The following is a 16988-nucleotide window of genomic DNA, read 5'->3' as shown; positions in this document are numbered from 1 at the left end:
TTCCCCAAAAAGAAAAGCAGTGCCGATTGGCACTGCTTTTTTGCTGTCGCTTCTGCTAGTTTGGCTCTGTTTTTGAAGCAAAAACCACTTTGATTCCAAAGTGATCGCTGACGATCGGAGTACGCGTTCCGTCAAAAACCACTTCATATTCCGTTGCTTGCAGGTCATTGGATGCAAAAACATAATCGATCCGCAATGCTTCTCGATTGTCTTGCCAACCATCAATGGCTTTAACGACAGAGGCTTCACCGATCGTTTCGGTAGCCGTTAAAAAGCTGTCTTGCAGCTGTAAGGAGCTGTCAAGGACGAGTTGATGACCAGAACTGGCCGCATCGTTGTTGAAATCTCCTAGGATCAATAAGGTATCTGCCCGTTCTGCTAAAAATGCTTCTGTCTGTTGCCACTCGTAGGCAAATTTACCGTCTTGCCACCAAGAAAAATGACAGCTAACGACTTGTACGATCTGTCCATCGGCTTCAGTCACGCCGCTCAGGTTTTTGCGTGTGGTATGATCCCAGACATCCGTGGCTTGTGAAGCAAGATATTCTTTGGCAATGATGGGCTGTTTGGACAATAAGGCATTGCCTTCGTGGTAAATGTCATAGCCTACGTGACTGTAGGTCCATGACCAGTAGTAATCACAGTCTAACAGTTGTAGTTCTTCCACTAGACGCAAAGCAAAATTGTCCTCCTTGATTTCCACCAGCGTATCTGTGGGGCAATAAAGCCCATCAGGAACGATGGTTTGAGCAGCGATCGTTTGGTTGACTTCTTGCAAGGCGATGATGTCATAGTCGCCTGTTGCAATCTCTTGTGCGATCATCTTGCATTTTTCGAGCTGATTTTCTTCTAACCAGCTATGGGTGTTCAATGTTAATACCTTCATGAATAAGGCTCCTTCTCTCGGTTTGCTTGTACGATTCCTTAAAAAAATAAAAGAGAGCGGGTCAACAAAAGAGTTGACCCGCTTGTCATTTTATTATAGTTTTACGATTCCAACAACTGCGGCTGCTTGTTGCTTACCGATTTGGGTCAATTCAAAGGAATCGATTTGATCGCTGTTGGTCAACACTACAACGATGGTGGTGTCTTTGCCAGCAGCACTTACTGCAGCGAGATCCATCTCCGCTAACTTGTCACCCACCGCCACTTGTTGTCCTTCAGTGACAGCTACCGTAAAGGGGGCACCGTTTAAGTCAACGGTATCTAAGCCCATGTGAACCAATACTTCGATGCCTTCATCAGAAAGCAAGCCAATCGCATGTTTCGTTGGGAAGATGTTGGTGACTTTCCCGCTGATTGGTGCGACAACTATCGTCTGCTCTGGGCGCACGCCATAACCGTCACCCATCATTTTTTCCGCAAACACTTGGTCTTTGACAGAGGTGATCGGCATCACTTCTCCAGTGGCAACGGCAGCTAGTTCAGCTGTCACGCCTTGGATTTGGTGGGTAGTGGTTTCTACTGGTGCTTGACTAGCCGTCGGTTCGGGAATCGTGACACCAGAATCTAAGATATCTTGAATGTCTGATTTTAAAACATCTGCTTTCGGTCCATAGACTGCTTGCACGCCGTTGTCTTTTACGATCAAGCCTAAAGCCCCTGCGGCTTTCCATGCTTTTTCATCGCCGACCGCTTCTCGATTTTTCACAGAGACCCGTAAACGGGTCATACATGCATCAACGTCGGCGATATTTTCACGTCCGCCTAATAAATGAATGATTTTCACGACTTGCGAATCTGGGTTCAAATTTCCATCCGCCGAAGCTGTTGCTGGCGCATCGCTGGCTCCTTCTGTTTCGTAGTTGCCGTTTCTACCTGGTGTTGCAAAGTTGAATTTTTTGATCAAGAAGTTGGCCAAGAAATACATCCCAACACCAAAGACGATGGTCACTAACACAAAGTTGATCAAATCTTGTCCTAAGCCGGCATTGATCGCCATTGGGGTACGGGTCAACAACTCGATATTCCCAAAAGAGTGGACCCGTAAGTTGACGATATCCGCCATCGCAAACGCCGCCCCTTGTACGACTGCATAAACGATGTAAAGCGGTACGGCAGCAAACATAAACATGAACTCCAACGGTTCCGTTACCCCTGTCAAGAAGACAGCGATAGCAGCTGATAAATACATAGAGGTATATTTGTGCCGTTTGTCCGCATCGACATTGCGATACATGGCATAAGACAAGCCCATCAAGATCCCAGATGAACCAATCATTTGTCCAACTTTAAAGCGGGCAGGAACAAAGTTTTCCAATAAAAATTGATATTGTGACGTATCGCCAGCATTGCGCATGTTCACTAGATCCGTTGCCCAAGCAAGCCATAATGGGTCTTGTCCAAAGACTTGGGTGCCGGCTTGTGCGCCAGAAAGAATCGTGTAAGTTCCACCTAATTCGGTGTAATTGATCGGGATCGTCAACATGTGATGCAGCCCGAATGGTAAGAGCAGCCGCTCCAAGGTTCCAAACAAGAACGGTGCTAAAACGGGCGCACTTTCTTGTGATTGCGCGATCCATAAACCGAAGTTGTTGATGCCTGCCTGAATGTAAGGCCAAACGATCGATAACACTAATGCGACGACTACTGAACGGGCGATCACTACGAAAGGTACGAAGCGTTTGCCGTTAAAGAAGGAAAGCGCATCCGGTAATTTGCGGAAATTATAGTATTTGTTGTAAGCTGTTGCTCCCACAAAACCGGCGATGATCCCAACAAAGACACCCATGTTCAAAGCAGGTGCTTCTAATACACTAGTAAAGAAGCCGTCGATCATGATCTTCGTCCCAAATAACGTATGGGTAAAGGCGCCTTCTTCGGTTAACATCGCGCTCGTCACGCCAAAGATCGAACCAGTGATTCGGTTGATCAAAATAAAGGCGATCCCAGCAGCAAATGCCCCACCAGCTCGCTCTTTTGCCCAACTACCACCAATAGCTAATGCAAATAATAAATGCAAGTTACCAATAATTGCCCAACCAATGTTTTCAATGACGCCTCCTGTAGTGATCAAAAATGCCCAGTCGGCATTGATCATTGGGATCGTTTTCCCAATACTGATCATCAAACCAGCAGCTGGCATAACAGCGACAACCACCATTAGCGCTTTTCCGAATTTTTGCCAAAATTCGAAGCTCAATAATTTTTTCATCTTCCTTCTTCCTTCCCTGAATCGATTTACGCAATCGGTTTCTTAATGATTTCATTCTAACGGAGAAAAAAGATTTTGTAAACCCAGAAATATCAAAAGGGATTCTATTCGCTTTTCACCTTTATATAACTGAATCTCTCTTTCTCGATGTTTCCTAATAGGAAATTCTTTAAACGCAACAACTTTCACTTGACGATGCAATCGTTTGCGCTTATGATAGAGATATCAAAAAGATTCTGGAGGGACTTTCATGAAAAAAATCCAACGATTGTTCGAGATCGATCCATGGAAAATCGCGACATCTACCTTAGATAAAGAAAATCGTCGACTGCAAGAGTCGCTAACAAGTATCGGGAATGGCTACATGGGAATGCGCGGCAACTTTGAAGAACAATACAGCGGCGATCATCACTTAGGTACTTATATCGCTGGTGTCTGGTACCCAGACAAAACCCGTGTCGGCTGGTGGAAAAACGGCTACCCTGACTATTTTGGCAAAGTGATCAACGCGGTCAACTTTATTGCAATGGACCTATTTGTCAATGACCAATTAGTCGACTTAGCAAAAATCAGCCCAAGTGACTTCCGTTTAGAACTAGACATGGAAACCGGGATTTTACGCCGCAACTTTACTGTCACTTTGGCAGGCGCCACCGTAAAATTCTCTTTTGAACGCTTCTTGAGCATCGTAAAACGTGAACTTGCCCTCATTAAGATGGACGCTGAGATCATTGAAGGCGACGCTGAGATCAAAGTCGTTTCTAAACTAGATAACAATGTCCATAACGAAGACAGCAACTACGACGAACGTTTCTGGGAAGAATTGGCTCATGGCCAAACCGAAACCTTCCATTACTTGACCACTCGGACTGTAGAAAATAATTTTGACATTGAACGCTTTACTGTCACTTCTGCTATGCGTCATAGCCAAACACCGATCGATTCCGTGAAAAGCGAGCTTTGCGTTGCTGATACCTTTGCCTTTTCTGGAACAGCCGGTGACACCTTCTCATTGATCAAAGAAGTCTTGATCGTTACGAGTCGTGATGTTCCCGCTCATGATCATCCAGCAAAAGTCACCGAATTAGGCACTTTATACAAAGCAGATTATGATGCGTTGCGTGCAGAACAAGTTGCTGCTTGGAAAGCCCGCTGGGATTTAGCTGATGTGATCATTGAAGGCGATGCTGCGGCGCAACAAGGAATTCGTTTCAACCTGTTCCAATTGTTTTCAACCTATTATGGCGAAGACGAGCGCCTGAACATTGGACCGAAAGGCTTTACTGGTGAAAAATATGGCGGTGCGACTTACTGGGATACCGAAGCCTATGCAGTTCCATTGTATTTGGCATTAGCAAAACCAGAAGTGACCCGTAACTTGTTGAAATACCGTCATAACCAATTGCCGCAGGCCCATATCAATGCGCAAAAACAAGGCTTAGCAGGTGCCCTTTACCCAATGGTGACCTTCACTGGGATCGAATGCCACAATGAGTGGGAGATCACTTTCGAAGAAATCCACCGAAATGGTGCCATCGCTTATGCCATCTACAACTATACGAATTATACTGGCGATACAAGTTACCTGAAAAAAGAAGGATTAGAAGTGTTAAGTGCGATCTCACGTTTCTGGGCAGATCGTGTCCACTATTCGAAACGCCAGCAAAAATACATGATCCATGGCGTTACAGGACCAAACGAATACGAAAACAATATCAATAACAACTGGTACACCAATAAAATGGCTACTTGGGTCTTAGCTTATACCTTAGCCAGCTATGAAGCCTTCAAAGACGAAGCGACTGTCACGATCTCTGACGAAGAACAAGCCAAATGGCAAGACATCATCGACAATATGTACTTCCCAGAAGACCAAGAGCTTGGTGTGTTCGTCCAGCATGATACCTTCTTAGACAAAGACTTGATGCCCGTTTCCGATCTTGATCCAAAACATTTGCCGTTGAACCAAAATTGGTCGTGGGATCATATCTTGCGCTCTTGCTTTATCAAGCAAGCCGATGTTTTGCAAGGTATCTACTTCTTAGGCGATCAATTCAGCAAAGAAGAAAAACAACGGAACTTTGATTTCTATGAGCCGATGACAGTGCATGAATCTTCCCTTTCTCCAAGTATCCATGCGATTTTAGCAGCGGAATTAGGCATGGAAGAAAAAGCGTTGGAAATGTATGAGCGGACTGCTCGTCTTGATTTGGACAATTACAACAATGATACCGATGATGGCTTGCACATCACTTCTATGACCGGCAGCTGGTTAGCGATCGTTCAAGGTTTTGCTCAAATGAAAACCGATCACGACCACTTAGGGTTTGCGCCATTCTTACCTAAAACTTGGAGCCGCTATGCCTTCCACATCAACTATCGTGGACGTCTGCTCTTTGTTTCCGTCAATGACTCGACGGTGACATTGAAGAAAATCAGCGGTGAGGCATTGCCAATCAAGTTGTATGGCAAAGACTATGTTTTAGAAGACGAAATCAGTACAGCGATCAACTAAACAAGCCTTCTGAAAGAAGAAATGTCTGCATTTCTTCTTTCTTTTGATTGGCTCTACCCTTGTGCCGACACTTTGTGATACTATAAGCTAAAAAAGGAGGGAAATCAGTGAGCATTACGGTCAAAGATGTCGCCAAAAAGGCTGGCGTCGCTACATCCACGGTTTCTCGTGTCGTAAACGATCATCCCAGCATTTCTGAAGATACCAAGAAGAAAGTGCGCAAAGTAATGGCAGAAATGGGCTATGTCCCCAATCTTGCGGCTCGAAATCTCGGCAAACAGATATCCAGTGCCATCGGCGTGATCTTGCCGCCTCTTGATTCGAAAGAACGACTAGGAAACCCCTTTTATTTAGAAACGATCGAAGCCATCAATGAAGAGGCCCGCCATCATCAAATGACGGTTGCCGTTGCCTCCGCCCGTGACTTTGCTACATTACTAAAAAACGTGGAACGGATGCACCTGCAAAAACAAGTAGATGGCTTTATCTTGGTCTATTCCGATGAAAAAGACCCCATCATCGACTATCTGGTCGAAAAAGAAGTCCCTTTTACTTTGATTGGTCAACCATACAGCAATGAAGACAAAATCGTTTTTGTCGATAATGACAACCAGTTGTTAGGCAAGCAAGCAACCGAGCATCTGATCGCCCAAGGGCATACGAAGATATTATTTGCTACCAATACGACCCATGAAAACCTGTATTTCGAGCGTTTCTTCGGCTACCAAAAAGCCATGATGCTGGCAAATCTCCCCTTTTATCCAGCATTGACCTTTGAAAAAGCGGAAGATTACGTCACGTTTGAAGAAACGATCAAAGAATCCCAAGCAACGGCCATCGTCGTGATCGATGATCTGTTCGCTGTGCGGATCATTCAATTAGCAACGATGTATGGCTACAAAGTCCCCGACGATTTATCCATCATCAGTTTCAACAATTCGATCTTTGCTACTTTGACCCATCCGTATTTGACTAGTATCGATATCAACGTGCTGTCCTTAGGAAAAATCGCTACCGAACGGCTGATGGCGCAATTGAATCATGAAGATTCAAACGGCGTACAGCTGGTCGTACCACATAAGCTGATCAAACGAGAAACGGTCTTAAACCGCAACCAGTTGAACTGATCCGCTGGGTCTGATCCACTTCCCCTTACATGCAAAAGCACCCGCTGTCCCTAAGGATAGCGGGTGCTTTTCATATTTTTATTTATACTCTTTGCTTTCCAGGCGGAACAATGGACTCATTGGTGTATTTTCGTGGATACGGCGAACGGCTTCCCCCATCAATTCAGCACAAGAAATGTAGTGCAGTTTTTGCGGATGGCGTTCTTCGCTAGTCCAGCAAGAATCGGTGACACAAATACTTTCAATCGCTGATTGATCCAAAATTTCTTTAGCAGGCGGTGAAAGCAAGGCGTGAGAGACACAAGCATACACTTCGCTGGCACCAGCTTCCTTCAACAAGTCTGCCGCTTTTGCCAATGTATGGCCGGTATTTAAAATGTCATCAACCAAAATACATTTTTTCCCAACGACATCACCGATCACATAGCCGCCATCGGCTTCATCTTGATCGACGATCGCGATCGCTGTATCTAAGTATTCTGCCAAACTACGGGTCCGTTGGACACCGCTGTTTTTTGGTGAAACCACGACATAGTCGTCACCCGTCATTTTTTGTTCGCGATAGTAATGGGCAAACAATGGGATCGTAAAGAGATTATCCACTGGGATGTCGAAAAATCCTTGAACTTGGACGGCATGCAGATCAAGCGTCAAGATTCGAGAAGCCCCTGCTTCCACCAGCATATTGGCAATCAATTTTGCAGTGATCGGCTCATGCGGGTTGGCGGTTCGGTCTTGCCGTGCATATGCGTAATAAGGCAAAACGACATTGATGGTCTTCGCACTAGCCCGTTTCATCGCATCGATCATGATCAATAGCTCTAAATAGTGATCATTGACGGGTTCATTCGTCGATTGAATGATATAAATATGGTCGCCCCGCACACTTTCTTCGATATTGATGGCAATCTCTCCATCACTAAACTGTGTCACTTTTGACTTCCCTAGTTCTGTACCGAAAACTTTCGCAATGTTTTCTGCTAATGGTAAATTTCCATTTAAACTAAAAATTTTCAACGAACTATCTTTATAACTTTCGCCCATGATTGCCTCCAATGAATGTGGTTGTTTTCTTCTATTCTAGCACAAAGTGACTGTTTTTTTAACCGTCTCGTTCAAGGAAGTGTGACGGTACCGTTTACCCAACTGGCGGGAATCACTTTTTTGTAGTTGCCCCAGTTGTCATGAACTTTAAAATAGCGTTCTCCGCTGGCGGTTTCAGCGTAGGCGTAAGCCACGACCCAATGATTGCCATACGTGCTGCCTAAAGGCTTCAAAATACCGATGATCACCGGTTTGCCTTCATCGATTCGTTTGCACGCTCGATGCCAGCCGCCAACAACAGTCGCACGTCCGCGGTAAGGCAATTGGAATTGATCGAAAAACCGAGTCAATCCATGACTGACTTGCCAAGCGATCGTCGGCAACCCATGAGGCTGAATCAGCACCCGCAGCATTTCCGTCACTACTGTCAGATCTCGCTGTTTTTTTCTACGAAACGCTTTCGGGATGATCGTTTCATCGATGTAATCTTGATAGTAGGCCAAAAAGACGGCTGCCGCATAGGTGCCGCATAAATACCCTGAAGGAGTGACCCACTGCTTATACGGACGAAACCGCTCTTCGGCGATCCCTTTCCACTCTACTTGTTCCATCTCGTTCACCTGCCTTTTTTCTTATTATACCTTAGATTCTCCTCCTACTTGGATCAAAACCCTTTTTCGTCTAGAAAACTTTTCTTTGCGTCCTTACAGATTTTGTTTCATAATAGTAGAAAGCGAGAGGAGCGAAAGACATGACAACCTTGTTAAAAGATGATTTTTATGACTATGTAAATGGCGAGTGGCTGGAGACCGCTGTTATTCCAGCAGATAAACCCGCTACGGGTGGATTCCAAGATCTCGTTGACGGAATCGATTCCTTAATGATCGCAGAATTTGAAAATATGGCACACGATCCCCATGCTACGCCAAAAGGCCGCATGAAGGATGCTGTGGCTTTTTACCGCTTAGCCAGCGATTTTGCCCAACGAGAGGCAGCTGACGCTACTGAAGCAAATGCACTATTAGCAAAAATCGAAGCGTTGCGTTCTTATGAGGAATTGAATCAGCAACTGGCAAGTTTCGTTTTAGATGGCATTGCCTTGCCTTTCCAACTGGATGTCGATGCAGACATGAAAAATGCGCAAATGAATACTTTGTCGGTCTATCCACCTGCTACTATTTTGCCGGATAAAACCTATTACACAGAAAATCCCCAAGCAGGCGAAATGCTGCAAGTCTACTTTGAGATGGCCGTCAACGTTTTAGTTGCTTACGGAAAAGACCAAGCAGAAGCGGAATCGTTGGTAGAGCAAGCGATCGCATTTGATAAATTGATCGCTCCTCATGTCCGCAGTGCGGAAGAAAGTGCGGATTATAGCAAAAACTACAATCCTCGCTCCTTGGAGGAATTTGCAAAGCAAGCCAGCAAGATCGATTTTACACAACTCTTGACGGCCCTTTTACCAGGGACACCAGAAGAGCTGATCGTAACGGAACCCGCTTACTTTGAAGCCTTTGACATTATTGTTTCTGATAGCCATTTTGAACTCTTGAAAGGCTGGATGATCGTCAACCAAAGCTTGCGCTATACTAGCTATCTGAGTGAAGAATTGCGTCAGTTAGGCGGAACCTACAGCCGCTACTTATCAGGGATCGATGAAGCGGCTCCCCAACAAAAAGCGGCTTATTACTTAACGATGGGTCATTTTAGTCAAGTGATCGGTGATTATTATGGACGCAAGTACTTTGGGGAAACGGCGAAAAAAGACGTCAAACACATGGTGGAAACAATGATTGCTGTCTACCAAGAGCGTTTGCGCAACAACACGTGGTTAAGTGAAGAAACCCGCCAAAAAGCGATCATCAAATTGAATCGTTTAGGCATCCATGTCGGGTACCCTGATCAAGTTCCTGCCATTTATGACCAATTGCATACCGATGAAGAGAAAAGTCTGCTGGCAAATGCCCTGCATTTCAATCGTTTGTTCCGAGAAGATGCCTTCAAAAAATGGCAGCAGCCCGTGGATCGCGAGGAATGGGAAATGTCCGCCGCTACCGTGAATGCCTACTATCACCCATTTAAAAACGTGATCGTTTTCCCAGCGGCAATCTTACAAGCACCTTTTTATAGTTTGGAACAATCCACCAGCGCAAATTATGGGGGGATCGGCGCGGTCATTGCTCATGAGATCTCCCACGCCTTTGACAACAACGGGGCAAAATTTGATGAATATGGTAATTTAAACAATTGGTGGACAGAAGAAGATTTGGCCCACTTTGAACGCTTAGCTCAAGCGATGATCGACGAGTTTGATGGCCTGCCCTTTGCCGGCGGTACCGTAAATGGAACGTTGACTGTTTCTGAAAACATCGCCGATGCAGGCGGACTAAGCTGTGCGCTAGAAGCAGCGCAAAAAGAAAGCGATGTTTCTTTAGCAGACTTCTTCACCAATTGGGCGAAGATCTGGCGTACAAAAGCCAAAGAACAATACCAACAGCTCTTACTGTCGATCGATGTCCACGGACCAGCGAAACTACGTGCCAATATCCAAGTCCAAAACATCGATGAATTCTATACCACCTTTGATATCAAACCTGGTGACCCTATGTATCGTGCACCAGAAGATCGTGTGCAGATCTGGTAAACAAAAGAGCAAGCAGAAAAATCTGCTTGCGCTTTTTCTTCGCCAATTGTTTATTTCTGTAAAGCTTTTTTCATCATACTGATCACAGAATCGAATTGGGAATGCTCATTGACGACTTGATCGGCTTTTTGCCGATTGGGGCGGTCTTTTAGAAAGTCGAAGATTTGGTTTTCATTCTGGATGCCTAATTTAGCCATAAACTCATCCAAGTTCTGAAAATCCGTATACTTTTGTAAGAAGTCATTGTTCAACAACGCCTTTACATCAAGATCCCCTTTTTGATACGCTTGATAAAGGCTAGTCAGTTCACTGAAACTGAAATTTGCTTTTAATTGATCCATCCATCCCATTTATGCTTCCTCCTTCGCAGAAATGATTTTCGCGCCTAGGGTATTTTCAAAATGGCGTAGTGCCCATTCATGTCCGACCGCGTCAAAGCTGGCAACGGTATCTGCATCGATCACCAGTTGGTAGCCTAAATTATAGGCATCCACTGCTGTATGCAAGACACAGATGTCGGTACAAACGCCGGTCAGGTACAATTCCGTAATCCCTCTTTCCCGCAGTCGGATGTCCAAGTCGGTACCGCTAAAGGCGGAGTAATGACGCTTGTCGATCCAATAGACATTTGGCGCTTCCTGATAGTTTTCATAAAGCGGGGCTAAACGGCCGTAGAGATGTCGCCCCGTACTGCCCGCAAGATTGTGGGGTGGGAACAAGCGGTTTTCAGGATGATAGTTGTCTGTTTCCTCATGACGATCAATGGCAAAAACGACATACTCACCGGCTTCGATAAAGGCTTGCGTCCGAGCCACTAAGGCAGCTTCAATCGCTTGCCCAGCAGCACCCGTGGTCAATCGTCCCTCATCTGCAACAAAATCAAACGTATAATCAATGGATAGTAATGCTCTCATGCTTCCTTCCTCCTCTTACGAATCGGCTCTCTTGTTTTTTAAGTTACTTTAATGTTTCAACGAATGCCAAGACCATTTCAGCGGAACGCTTGCCAGCTTCTAAGATAAACTCATCAAAAGAGACGGTTGCTGCGTGGTCAGCGGTGTCGCTGATCGCGCGCACGATCAAGAAAGGAATATTGAATTGCTGCGCGGTCTGTGCGATCGCAGCGCCTTCCATCTCACAAGCCAAGGCATCTGGAAAATGTCCTAAAATCTCCTGTACTTTTTGCGGGTCATGAATGAAGCTGTCACCGGTAACGATCAGTCCCTTTTTCACGGTATGATGAGTCGCTTCTGCGGCTTTCGTCATCTCACTGATCAAATAGCGGCTGGCTTCATAATACAAAGGCATCCCGCCAGGCAGCTGGCCATATTCATAACCAAAGCCCGTCACATCGACATCAAAATAGGCCACTTTATCTGAAATCACTAAATCCCCTACTTGTAAGCCGGCACCGATCCCACCAGCTGATCCAGTATTGATCACCATGTTGACCCCGTATTGTTGGATCAATAAACTAGTGGTGATCGATGCCAGAACTTTGCCGATACCTGAACGAACGACGATCACTTCATGATTGCCGATACTTCCTGAAATAAATAGTGCGCCGCCGCGTTCCCAAGAAAGCGGTGAAATCAACTGTTCCCGCAACGCCTTGATTTCTTCCTCCATTGCACCAATAATACCAATTTTCATGTGTTTGCCTCCTGCTTCTCGTTTATTTTTCACCCTTTAAAATGAAAAACAACAGAAATTCCCACGTATCTACTGACGTGTTTTTCTCCTTTCATGATAAACTAGTTTTGACGAAACGAACAGTTTTTTGTCATTATAAAAGGAGGCACTTATGTCTGAAATTTTCAACGCCATGGCAGCAAAATACGATACCCCTGAACGGATCGCGTTAGCACAATTAGTCACCCAAACCCTTGAACCTTATTTTAAAGACAACCAGCACCAAACCCTGATCGATATCGGCGGCGGTACCGGCCTGGTAAGTCTGCCCTTAGCAGCTTATGTCCAGCACTTAGCCATCTGGGATACTGCCCCTGGCATGATCGAGGTTTCTGAAAAAAAAATCAACCAACTGCTGCTGGCCAATGCTTCTGCAACTGTCCACGATCTGCTGCAAGAATCCTTACAAGCAAAAGCAGACGCTGTGCTGCTATCCCTCGTCTTGCTGCATATTCCTGACACAGCCGCTATGATGGAAAAACTATACACCTTGCTACAGCCAGGAGGAACCTTTTATCTAGTGGATTTTCTCAAAAATCCCGCCGTGTCTCACCCGCTCGTTCATAATGGGTTTGACCCTGCCGCATTGACTCAACTGGCAGAGACGACTGGGTTTACTGCCACTTCCTTTACCGTTTTTCATGAAGCGGATCATTTGTTCATGAATCAGCCAGCTGCCATGTTTTTAGCTATTTTGAAAAAGCCGACCGAATAACAAAAAAGCCGCACTTGCAGAAGATGCAGGGGCGGCTTTTTCTTAGTACTAGAAGAATCACAACAAAAAGATCGCTAAACCAACGACGACTAACAATAAAGTGACGATCACAATGGCTTTCATTAAAAAACGGTTCAGATCCCGAGATTTCTGGTTCTCACCGGCACGGGTCTTCGTGATTTCTTTGTTTTTCTTGCGCACTTTTCGGTAGTGGTTATCAATTTGTTTTTCTTTTTGTTTCCATTCTTTCTTGCTTTGCTTTTCTACGATTTGCTGATTGCGTTCAGCTGCTGCTTGTTCTTCTTCGCGTCTGCGTCGAAGCTCACTGCGGGTGATCAATGGTTCTTTAGGCAAGTCCGTTCCTCCGTTTCAATTCCAGCAACTCCCAAAATTGGATCGCAAACACGGTCTTCGCATCACAGATCGTTCCATCAGCGATAGCGGCTTGTGCTTGCTCTAAGGTCAATTCATAGACTTCCAGCACTTCATCTTCGTCTTGCGGTAAGGGATTTGTCACTTTTTCCAGCTCTTTGGCATAATAGACGTGCAAGAGCTCATTAGCAAAGCCTGGTGAAAGGTACATAGAAGAAACGTGCTCCAGCGTTTTTGCACGATAGCCAGTCTCTTCTTCTAATTCCCGGGCGCCAGTCAAATCTGGACGCGCACCTTCTCCTGGATCGATTTTTCCTGCTGGTATCTCTAAAATCACTCGCTCTAACGGTTTTCTGAATTGACGAACGAACAGCATTTTGTTCTCACTTGTCAAGGCGATCACGGCAACACCACCAGGGTGAAAGACTAGTTCGCGTTTACTGGTCCCGCCATTTGGCAAGGAGACATCATCAACGACCACATCAATGATCTTGCCATGGAAAATTTCATTCCGTTGGATCGTTTTTTCTTCAAAATCTTTAAATTCTAACATCTATCGACACCTAACTTTCCTCATACGTCTTATCTATCAAACACTTTAGCATAATTTAGAAAAAATATCTTCTTAAGAAATAGCAAGAAAGCTTATGAATTTACTAAAAATCGGAAAATCCACCCCAAGTCTGATATTTTTCTTTTAGTGAACATGCTAAAATAAAGATGTCGAATAACCCAATCTACTTGTCCAAGAGATTTTTAGGAGGAGGAAAAATGAAAAAAAACATCTGGCTGATCGTTGGTGCGATCGTCCTCATCAGTATTATTTTTAACGTAGTAGGCGATTCATTTGCGAGCCTATTATTAATCGTCGGTGCGATTTTAGTCTACGTCGGTATTAGAGGGCGTAAAGTTCCAGCAGCCGATCCACAAGTTTTGCCTTCTTTAACGAGAGAACGAGAAGCCCATTACTTGAAAAGCGGAATGACTGCTCGTGAGATCGAATTGTTCCGTGAAACGATGAATCAGACGAAACACCAAATCGATAAATACCAAAAAAATATCACTAGTAATAACAAGTTAAAAGCCATTGACTTGCGTCACGATGCCTTGCGTGCCTCAAAAGCTCTTTTCAAAGAACTCGTGAAAGAACCGACCAAACTGCCTTTGGCAAGTCATTTCCTTTATACCCACTTGCCCAACATGGTCGATTTGACCGATAAGTTCATTGAAATCAATAGCCATGAGATCAAAAGTCGTGAGACCTATGATAAAATCGAGGAAAGCACCCAAATCATCGAGCAAATGGCTTCCTTGATCGCCAAAGACTACTCCCAATTTGTAGCAGACGATCTTGATGACATGGATGTTGAGTTATCCATTGCCAAACAAAGCATAAAACGAGATAATGAATAGGGATAGATTCTGATTGGCAACAAGAAAAGAATCTAAAAAAAAATCTAGCCCAGGCTAGATTTTTTTCGAAAGCAGACAATTATTAGGAGGAGTTATTATGAGTGAAACACCAAATCAAGCAAAACCCGTAACGGATACGCTTGACGATTTATTGAACAACCCATTTTCAACCCCTGTCGACACTTTGACCACCACTCAACAAGCGGAAATCAGTCAGCTGAAAGAACAGCAAACGGCACCGCGTTTGATTGATAAATTACCGCCAGAGCGTCAAGCACAGGCCCAAGAATTAGCCAGCAAAATCGATGCGACCGACCAGCAAGCGGTCATCACCTATGGTGCAGCTGCCCAAACCAAACTTGGAGAGTTTTCCCAATCCATGTTGAACCATGTCCAAGCAGCTGATATCGGCCCTGTGGGCGACTCATTAACGGAGTTGATGTATCGCTTGCAAGAAGCCAATCCAGACGAACTGCGTGCAGGGGAAGGCAACTTATTCAAGCGAATGTTTGGTAAAGTAAAACAATCCATTTTTGAAATCACCGCTAAATACCAAAAAATCGGTGCCCAAATCGACAAGATCGCCGTCAAATTGGATAAAGAAAAAGACGGTTTGCTAAAAGACAACATGATGTTGGAACAGTTGTATCAAAAGAACAAAGATTACTTTGATGCATTGAACATCTACATTGCCGCTGGCGAGTTGAAGATGCAAGAATTGCAAACCAAAATCATTCCTGAAGCCATGAAAAAAGCAGAAGAAACGAATGATCAAATGGACGTACAGATCGCCAACGATTACACGCAATTTCTTGATCGTTTAGACAAACGGACTCATGACTTGCGCTTGGCACGTCAAATCACGATCCAACAGGCACCGCAAATTCGCCTGATCCAAAACACGAACCAAGCGTTAGCAGAAAAAATCCAAGCTTCTGTCAATACAGCGATCCCACTATGGAAAAACCAAGTGGTCATTGCCTTGACTTTATTGCGTCAAAAAGATGCAGTTACGGCACAACGCCAAGTTTCTGAGACCACCAATGATCTATTGAAGAAAAACTCAGAAATGTTGAAAGTTTCTGCTATTGAAACAGCGAAAGAAAACGAGCGCGGCATCGTCGATATCGAAACATTGCAAAAAACACAAAACGACCTTGTGGAAACGATCCAAGAAACATTACGGATCCAAAAAGAAGGAAAAGAAAAACGTCGTGCTGCCGAAGTGGAATTGGGTCATCTAGAAGAAGACTTGAAAGACCGCTTATTGGATTTAACCAGCAACAAGTAAACGAAACGCCACGTATTAAAGAAAGCCCCTCTTTGGTGACCTAAATGGTCAGCCAAAGAGGGGCTTTCTATGTTGAAAGTAGGAAATGCATTGAGCGTCTACCTATTTTTTCACCAACTCTAATGGTGAATCGATTTGTTCAGCGACTGTTTTTCCTTGGAAATGGTCAAACGCTGCCTGCAATGCAAGGCGGCCCATTTCTTCTGGTTTTTGAGCGATCGTTGCCGTCATTCTACCTTCTTCGATGGCTTTGAGTCCGTCTTCAGTACCGTCAAACCCGACAATCACTACGCCTTCTCGGTTTCCCATCGCTTCGGCTGCCCCTAAAGCCATTTCATCGTTTTGAGCAAAGACGCCTTGAATGTCATTGTTGGCTTGGAGGATATTTTCCATAACCGTTAATCCTTCTGCTCGATTGAAGTTTGCGGATTGCTTTTCAACAACATCCAGTTTGTCTTTGGCATAATCATCAAAGCCTTTTCCTCGCTCTCTGGTTGCAGAAGCGCCAGGGACGCCTTCAAGTTCTACCACTTTTGCGTTTTCCCCTAATTGTTCGAGAATAAATTCTGCTGCCATTTTCCCACCTTCTTCGTTATTGGAGGCAACCGTCGTCAAAAGCGTTCCCCCATCGCTACTACGGTCGATGGCGATAACTGGGATATTGGCATTATTAGCGGCTTCAACAGCTGGGACGATAGCAGCAGAATCAACGGGATTGATCAAAAGCACATCCACGCCTTGTTGGATCAAATCATCAATATCATTGCTTTGCTTGGCAGTATCATCTTGGGCATCAACAAAGCGTACATCGGTGTCATTTTCCTCAGCCAATTGATTGATCCCCTCTTGCATGGAAACAAAAAACGGGTTATTGAGGGTGGAGATCGATACACCAACTGTCAATTCTGAAGCTGCTTTTTCCTCACTTTGTGTCTCACTACTGCCACCGTTGTCCAATGTTGCCGCTCCACATCCAGAAAGTACCAATACGCCTGCTGCCAATAAAAACATTTTTTTCATA

16 protein-coding genes are annotated in these 16988 nt (G+C 44.7%); 6 read left to right on the top strand and 10 right to left on the bottom strand.

Annotated features, from left to right (window positions below; all coding sequences use genetic code 11):
• Positions 1-55: 55 nt before the first annotated feature.
• Positions 56-886 carry an endonuclease/exonuclease/phosphatase family protein gene (locus P0G38_RS01990; protein WP_074934055.1) on the bottom strand — a complete coding sequence of 277 codons (831 nt, stop codon included), beginning with the start codon at positions 884-886 and terminating at the stop codon, positions 56-58.
• Positions 887-979: 93 nt separating this feature from the next.
• Complete coding sequence (locus P0G38_RS01985; RefSeq protein WP_275853904.1) at positions 980-3154, bottom strand: PTS transporter subunit IIBC; 2175 nt, start codon at positions 3152-3154, stop codon at positions 980-982.
• A gap of 250 nt (positions 3155-3404) precedes the next feature.
• Between P0G38_RS01985 and P0G38_RS01980 the strand changes: the two genes are divergently transcribed.
• Together P0G38_RS01980 and P0G38_RS01975 are read left to right on the top strand one after the other, a co-directional pair.
• Complete coding sequence (locus P0G38_RS01980) at positions 3405-5669, top strand: glycoside hydrolase family 65 protein (protein ID WP_275853902.1); 2265 nt, start codon at positions 3405-3407, stop codon at positions 5667-5669.
• Between the two features lie 107 nt (positions 5670-5776).
• Positions 5777-6796, top strand: coding sequence for a LacI family DNA-binding transcriptional regulator (locus P0G38_RS01975; protein WP_005227844.1), 1020 nt, complete (start codon positions 5777-5779; stop codon positions 6794-6796).
• Positions 6797-6874: 78 nt separating this feature from the next.
• On the opposite strand, the gene P0G38_RS01970 is transcribed toward P0G38_RS01975, so the two are convergent.
• The gene (locus tag P0G38_RS01970; protein WP_153883724.1) at positions 6875-7840 is read right to left on the bottom strand and encodes a ribose-phosphate diphosphokinase; all 966 of its coding nucleotides are present in this window, start codon (positions 7838-7840) and stop codon (positions 6875-6877) included.
• Positions 7841-7911: 71 nt separating this feature from the next.
• A complete protein-coding gene (locus P0G38_RS01965; RefSeq protein WP_005233534.1) occupies positions 7912-8451 on the bottom strand; it encodes a C39 family peptidase in 540 nt (179 codons plus the stop codon).
• 140 nt (positions 8452-8591) lie between these two features.
• On the opposite strand from P0G38_RS01965, the gene P0G38_RS01960 reads away from it, so the two are divergent.
• Positions 8592-10484: a M13 family metallopeptidase gene (locus tag P0G38_RS01960; RefSeq protein WP_275853897.1), complete on the top strand. Its 1893-nt coding sequence runs from the start codon at positions 8592-8594 to the stop codon at positions 10482-10484.
• A gap of 50 nt (positions 10485-10534) precedes the next feature.
• On the opposite strand, the gene P0G38_RS01955 is transcribed toward P0G38_RS01960, so the two are convergent.
• The 3 genes from P0G38_RS01955 to P0G38_RS01945 are packed head-to-tail and all read right to left on the bottom strand — an operon-like array spanning position 10535 to position 12137.
• On the bottom strand, positions 10535-10834 hold the full coding sequence (locus tag P0G38_RS01955; RefSeq protein WP_005227832.1) for a hypothetical protein: 300 nt from the start codon (positions 10832-10834) through the stop codon (positions 10535-10537).
• The gene (locus tag P0G38_RS01950) at positions 10835-11398 is read right to left on the bottom strand and encodes a cysteine hydrolase family protein (RefSeq protein WP_005227824.1); all 564 of its coding nucleotides are present in this window, start codon (positions 11396-11398) and stop codon (positions 10835-10837) included. It lies immediately after the preceding gene.
• 43 nt (positions 11399-11441) lie between these two features.
• On the bottom strand, positions 11442-12137 hold the full coding sequence (locus tag P0G38_RS01945; protein WP_005227823.1) for a 5'-methylthioadenosine/adenosylhomocysteine nucleosidase: 696 nt from the start codon (positions 12135-12137) through the stop codon (positions 11442-11444).
• Between the two features lie 151 nt (positions 12138-12288).
• Here P0G38_RS01945 and P0G38_RS01940 point away from each other — a divergent pair, with 151 nt between their 5' ends.
• The gene (locus P0G38_RS01940; protein ID WP_275853893.1) at positions 12289-12891 is read left to right on the top strand and encodes a class I SAM-dependent methyltransferase; all 603 of its coding nucleotides are present in this window, start codon (positions 12289-12291) and stop codon (positions 12889-12891) included.
• A 57-nt stretch (positions 12892-12948) separates the two neighbouring features.
• Here P0G38_RS01940 and macP read toward each other — a convergent pair whose 3' ends face one another.
• Entirely contained in the window at positions 12949-13245 is a 297-nt protein-coding gene (gene macP / locus P0G38_RS01935; RefSeq protein WP_005227820.1) for a cell wall synthase accessory phosphoprotein MacP, read from the bottom strand.
• Positions 13238-13816: an NUDIX hydrolase gene (locus P0G38_RS01930; RefSeq protein ID WP_005227818.1), complete on the bottom strand. Its 579-nt coding sequence runs from the start codon at positions 13814-13816 to the stop codon at positions 13238-13240. The genes macP and P0G38_RS01930 overlap by 8 nt, the downstream gene beginning before the upstream one ends.
• A 218-nt stretch (positions 13817-14034) precedes the next feature.
• Here P0G38_RS01930 and P0G38_RS01925 point away from each other — a divergent pair, with 218 nt between their 5' ends.
• Together P0G38_RS01925 and P0G38_RS01920 are read left to right on the top strand one after the other, a co-directional pair.
• On the top strand, positions 14035-14676 hold the full coding sequence (locus P0G38_RS01925; protein ID WP_010749055.1) for a 5-bromo-4-chloroindolyl phosphate hydrolysis family protein: 642 nt from the start codon (positions 14035-14037) through the stop codon (positions 14674-14676).
• Positions 14677-14773: 97 nt separating this feature from the next.
• Positions 14774-15967 (top strand): toxic anion resistance protein, encoded by a 1194-nt coding sequence (locus P0G38_RS01920; RefSeq protein ID WP_060792554.1) that lies wholly within the window; start codon positions 14774-14776, stop codon positions 15965-15967.
• A 102-nt stretch (positions 15968-16069) separates the two neighbouring features.
• Here the strand turns inward: P0G38_RS01920 and P0G38_RS01915 are convergent, their stop codons facing one another.
• Positions 16070-16987 (bottom strand): D-ribose ABC transporter substrate-binding protein, encoded by a 918-nt coding sequence (locus P0G38_RS01915; RefSeq protein WP_074934049.1) that lies wholly within the window; start codon positions 16985-16987, stop codon positions 16070-16072.
• Position 16988: the final 1 nt, after the last annotated feature.

The organism is Enterococcus casseliflavus (assembly GCF_029215545.1).
In the GTDB taxonomy this organism is placed as follows: domain Bacteria; phylum Bacillota; class Bacilli; order Lactobacillales; family Enterococcaceae; genus Enterococcus_D; species Enterococcus_D casseliflavus.
The sequence above is the reverse complement of the archived record's forward strand: the minus strand, read 5'-3'. Positions and strand labels throughout refer to the sequence as shown.

Excerpts from the sequence above, each read along its gene's own strand:
- P0G38_RS01990 (WP_074934055.1), bottom strand. The coding sequence starts at position 886 with ATGAAGGTATTAACATTGAACACCCATAGCTGGTTAGAAGAAAATCAG.
- P0G38_RS01985 (WP_275853904.1), bottom strand. The coding sequence starts at position 3,154 with ATGAAAAAATTATTGAGCTTCGAATTTTGGCAAAAATTCGGAAAAGCG.
- P0G38_RS01980 (WP_275853902.1), top strand. The coding sequence starts at position 3,405 with ATGAAAAAAATCCAACGATTGTTCGAGATCGATCCATGGAAAATCGCG.
- P0G38_RS01970 (WP_153883724.1), bottom strand. The coding sequence starts at position 7,840 with ATGGGCGAAAGTTATAAAGATAGTTCGTTGAAAATTTTTAGTTTAAAT.
- P0G38_RS01965 (WP_005233534.1), bottom strand. The coding sequence starts at position 8,451 with ATGGAACAAGTAGAGTGGAAAGGGATCGCCGAAGAGCGGTTTCGTCCG.
- P0G38_RS01960 (WP_275853897.1), top strand. The coding sequence starts at position 8,592 with ATGACAACCTTGTTAAAAGATGATTTTTATGACTATGTAAATGGCGAG.
- P0G38_RS01955 (WP_005227832.1), bottom strand. The coding sequence starts at position 10,834 with ATGGGATGGATGGATCAATTAAAAGCAAATTTCAGTTTCAGTGAACTG.
- P0G38_RS01950 (WP_005227824.1), bottom strand. The coding sequence starts at position 11,398 with ATGAGAGCATTACTATCCATTGATTATACGTTTGATTTTGTTGCAGAT.
- P0G38_RS01945 (WP_005227823.1), bottom strand. The coding sequence starts at position 12,137 with ATGAAAATTGGTATTATTGGTGCAATGGAGGAAGAAATCAAGGCGTTG.
- P0G38_RS01940 (WP_275853893.1), top strand. The coding sequence starts at position 12,289 with ATGTCTGAAATTTTCAACGCCATGGCAGCAAAATACGATACCCCTGAA.
- P0G38_RS01930 (WP_005227818.1), bottom strand. The coding sequence starts at position 13,816 with ATGTTAGAATTTAAAGATTTTGAAGAAAAAACGATCCAACGGAATGAA.
- P0G38_RS01925 (WP_010749055.1), top strand. The coding sequence starts at position 14,035 with ATGAAAAAAAACATCTGGCTGATCGTTGGTGCGATCGTCCTCATCAGT.
- P0G38_RS01920 (WP_060792554.1), top strand. The coding sequence starts at position 14,774 with ATGAGTGAAACACCAAATCAAGCAAAACCCGTAACGGATACGCTTGAC.
- P0G38_RS01915 (WP_074934049.1), bottom strand. The coding sequence starts at position 16,987 with ATGAAAAAAATGTTTTTATTGGCAGCAGGCGTATTGGTACTTTCTGGA.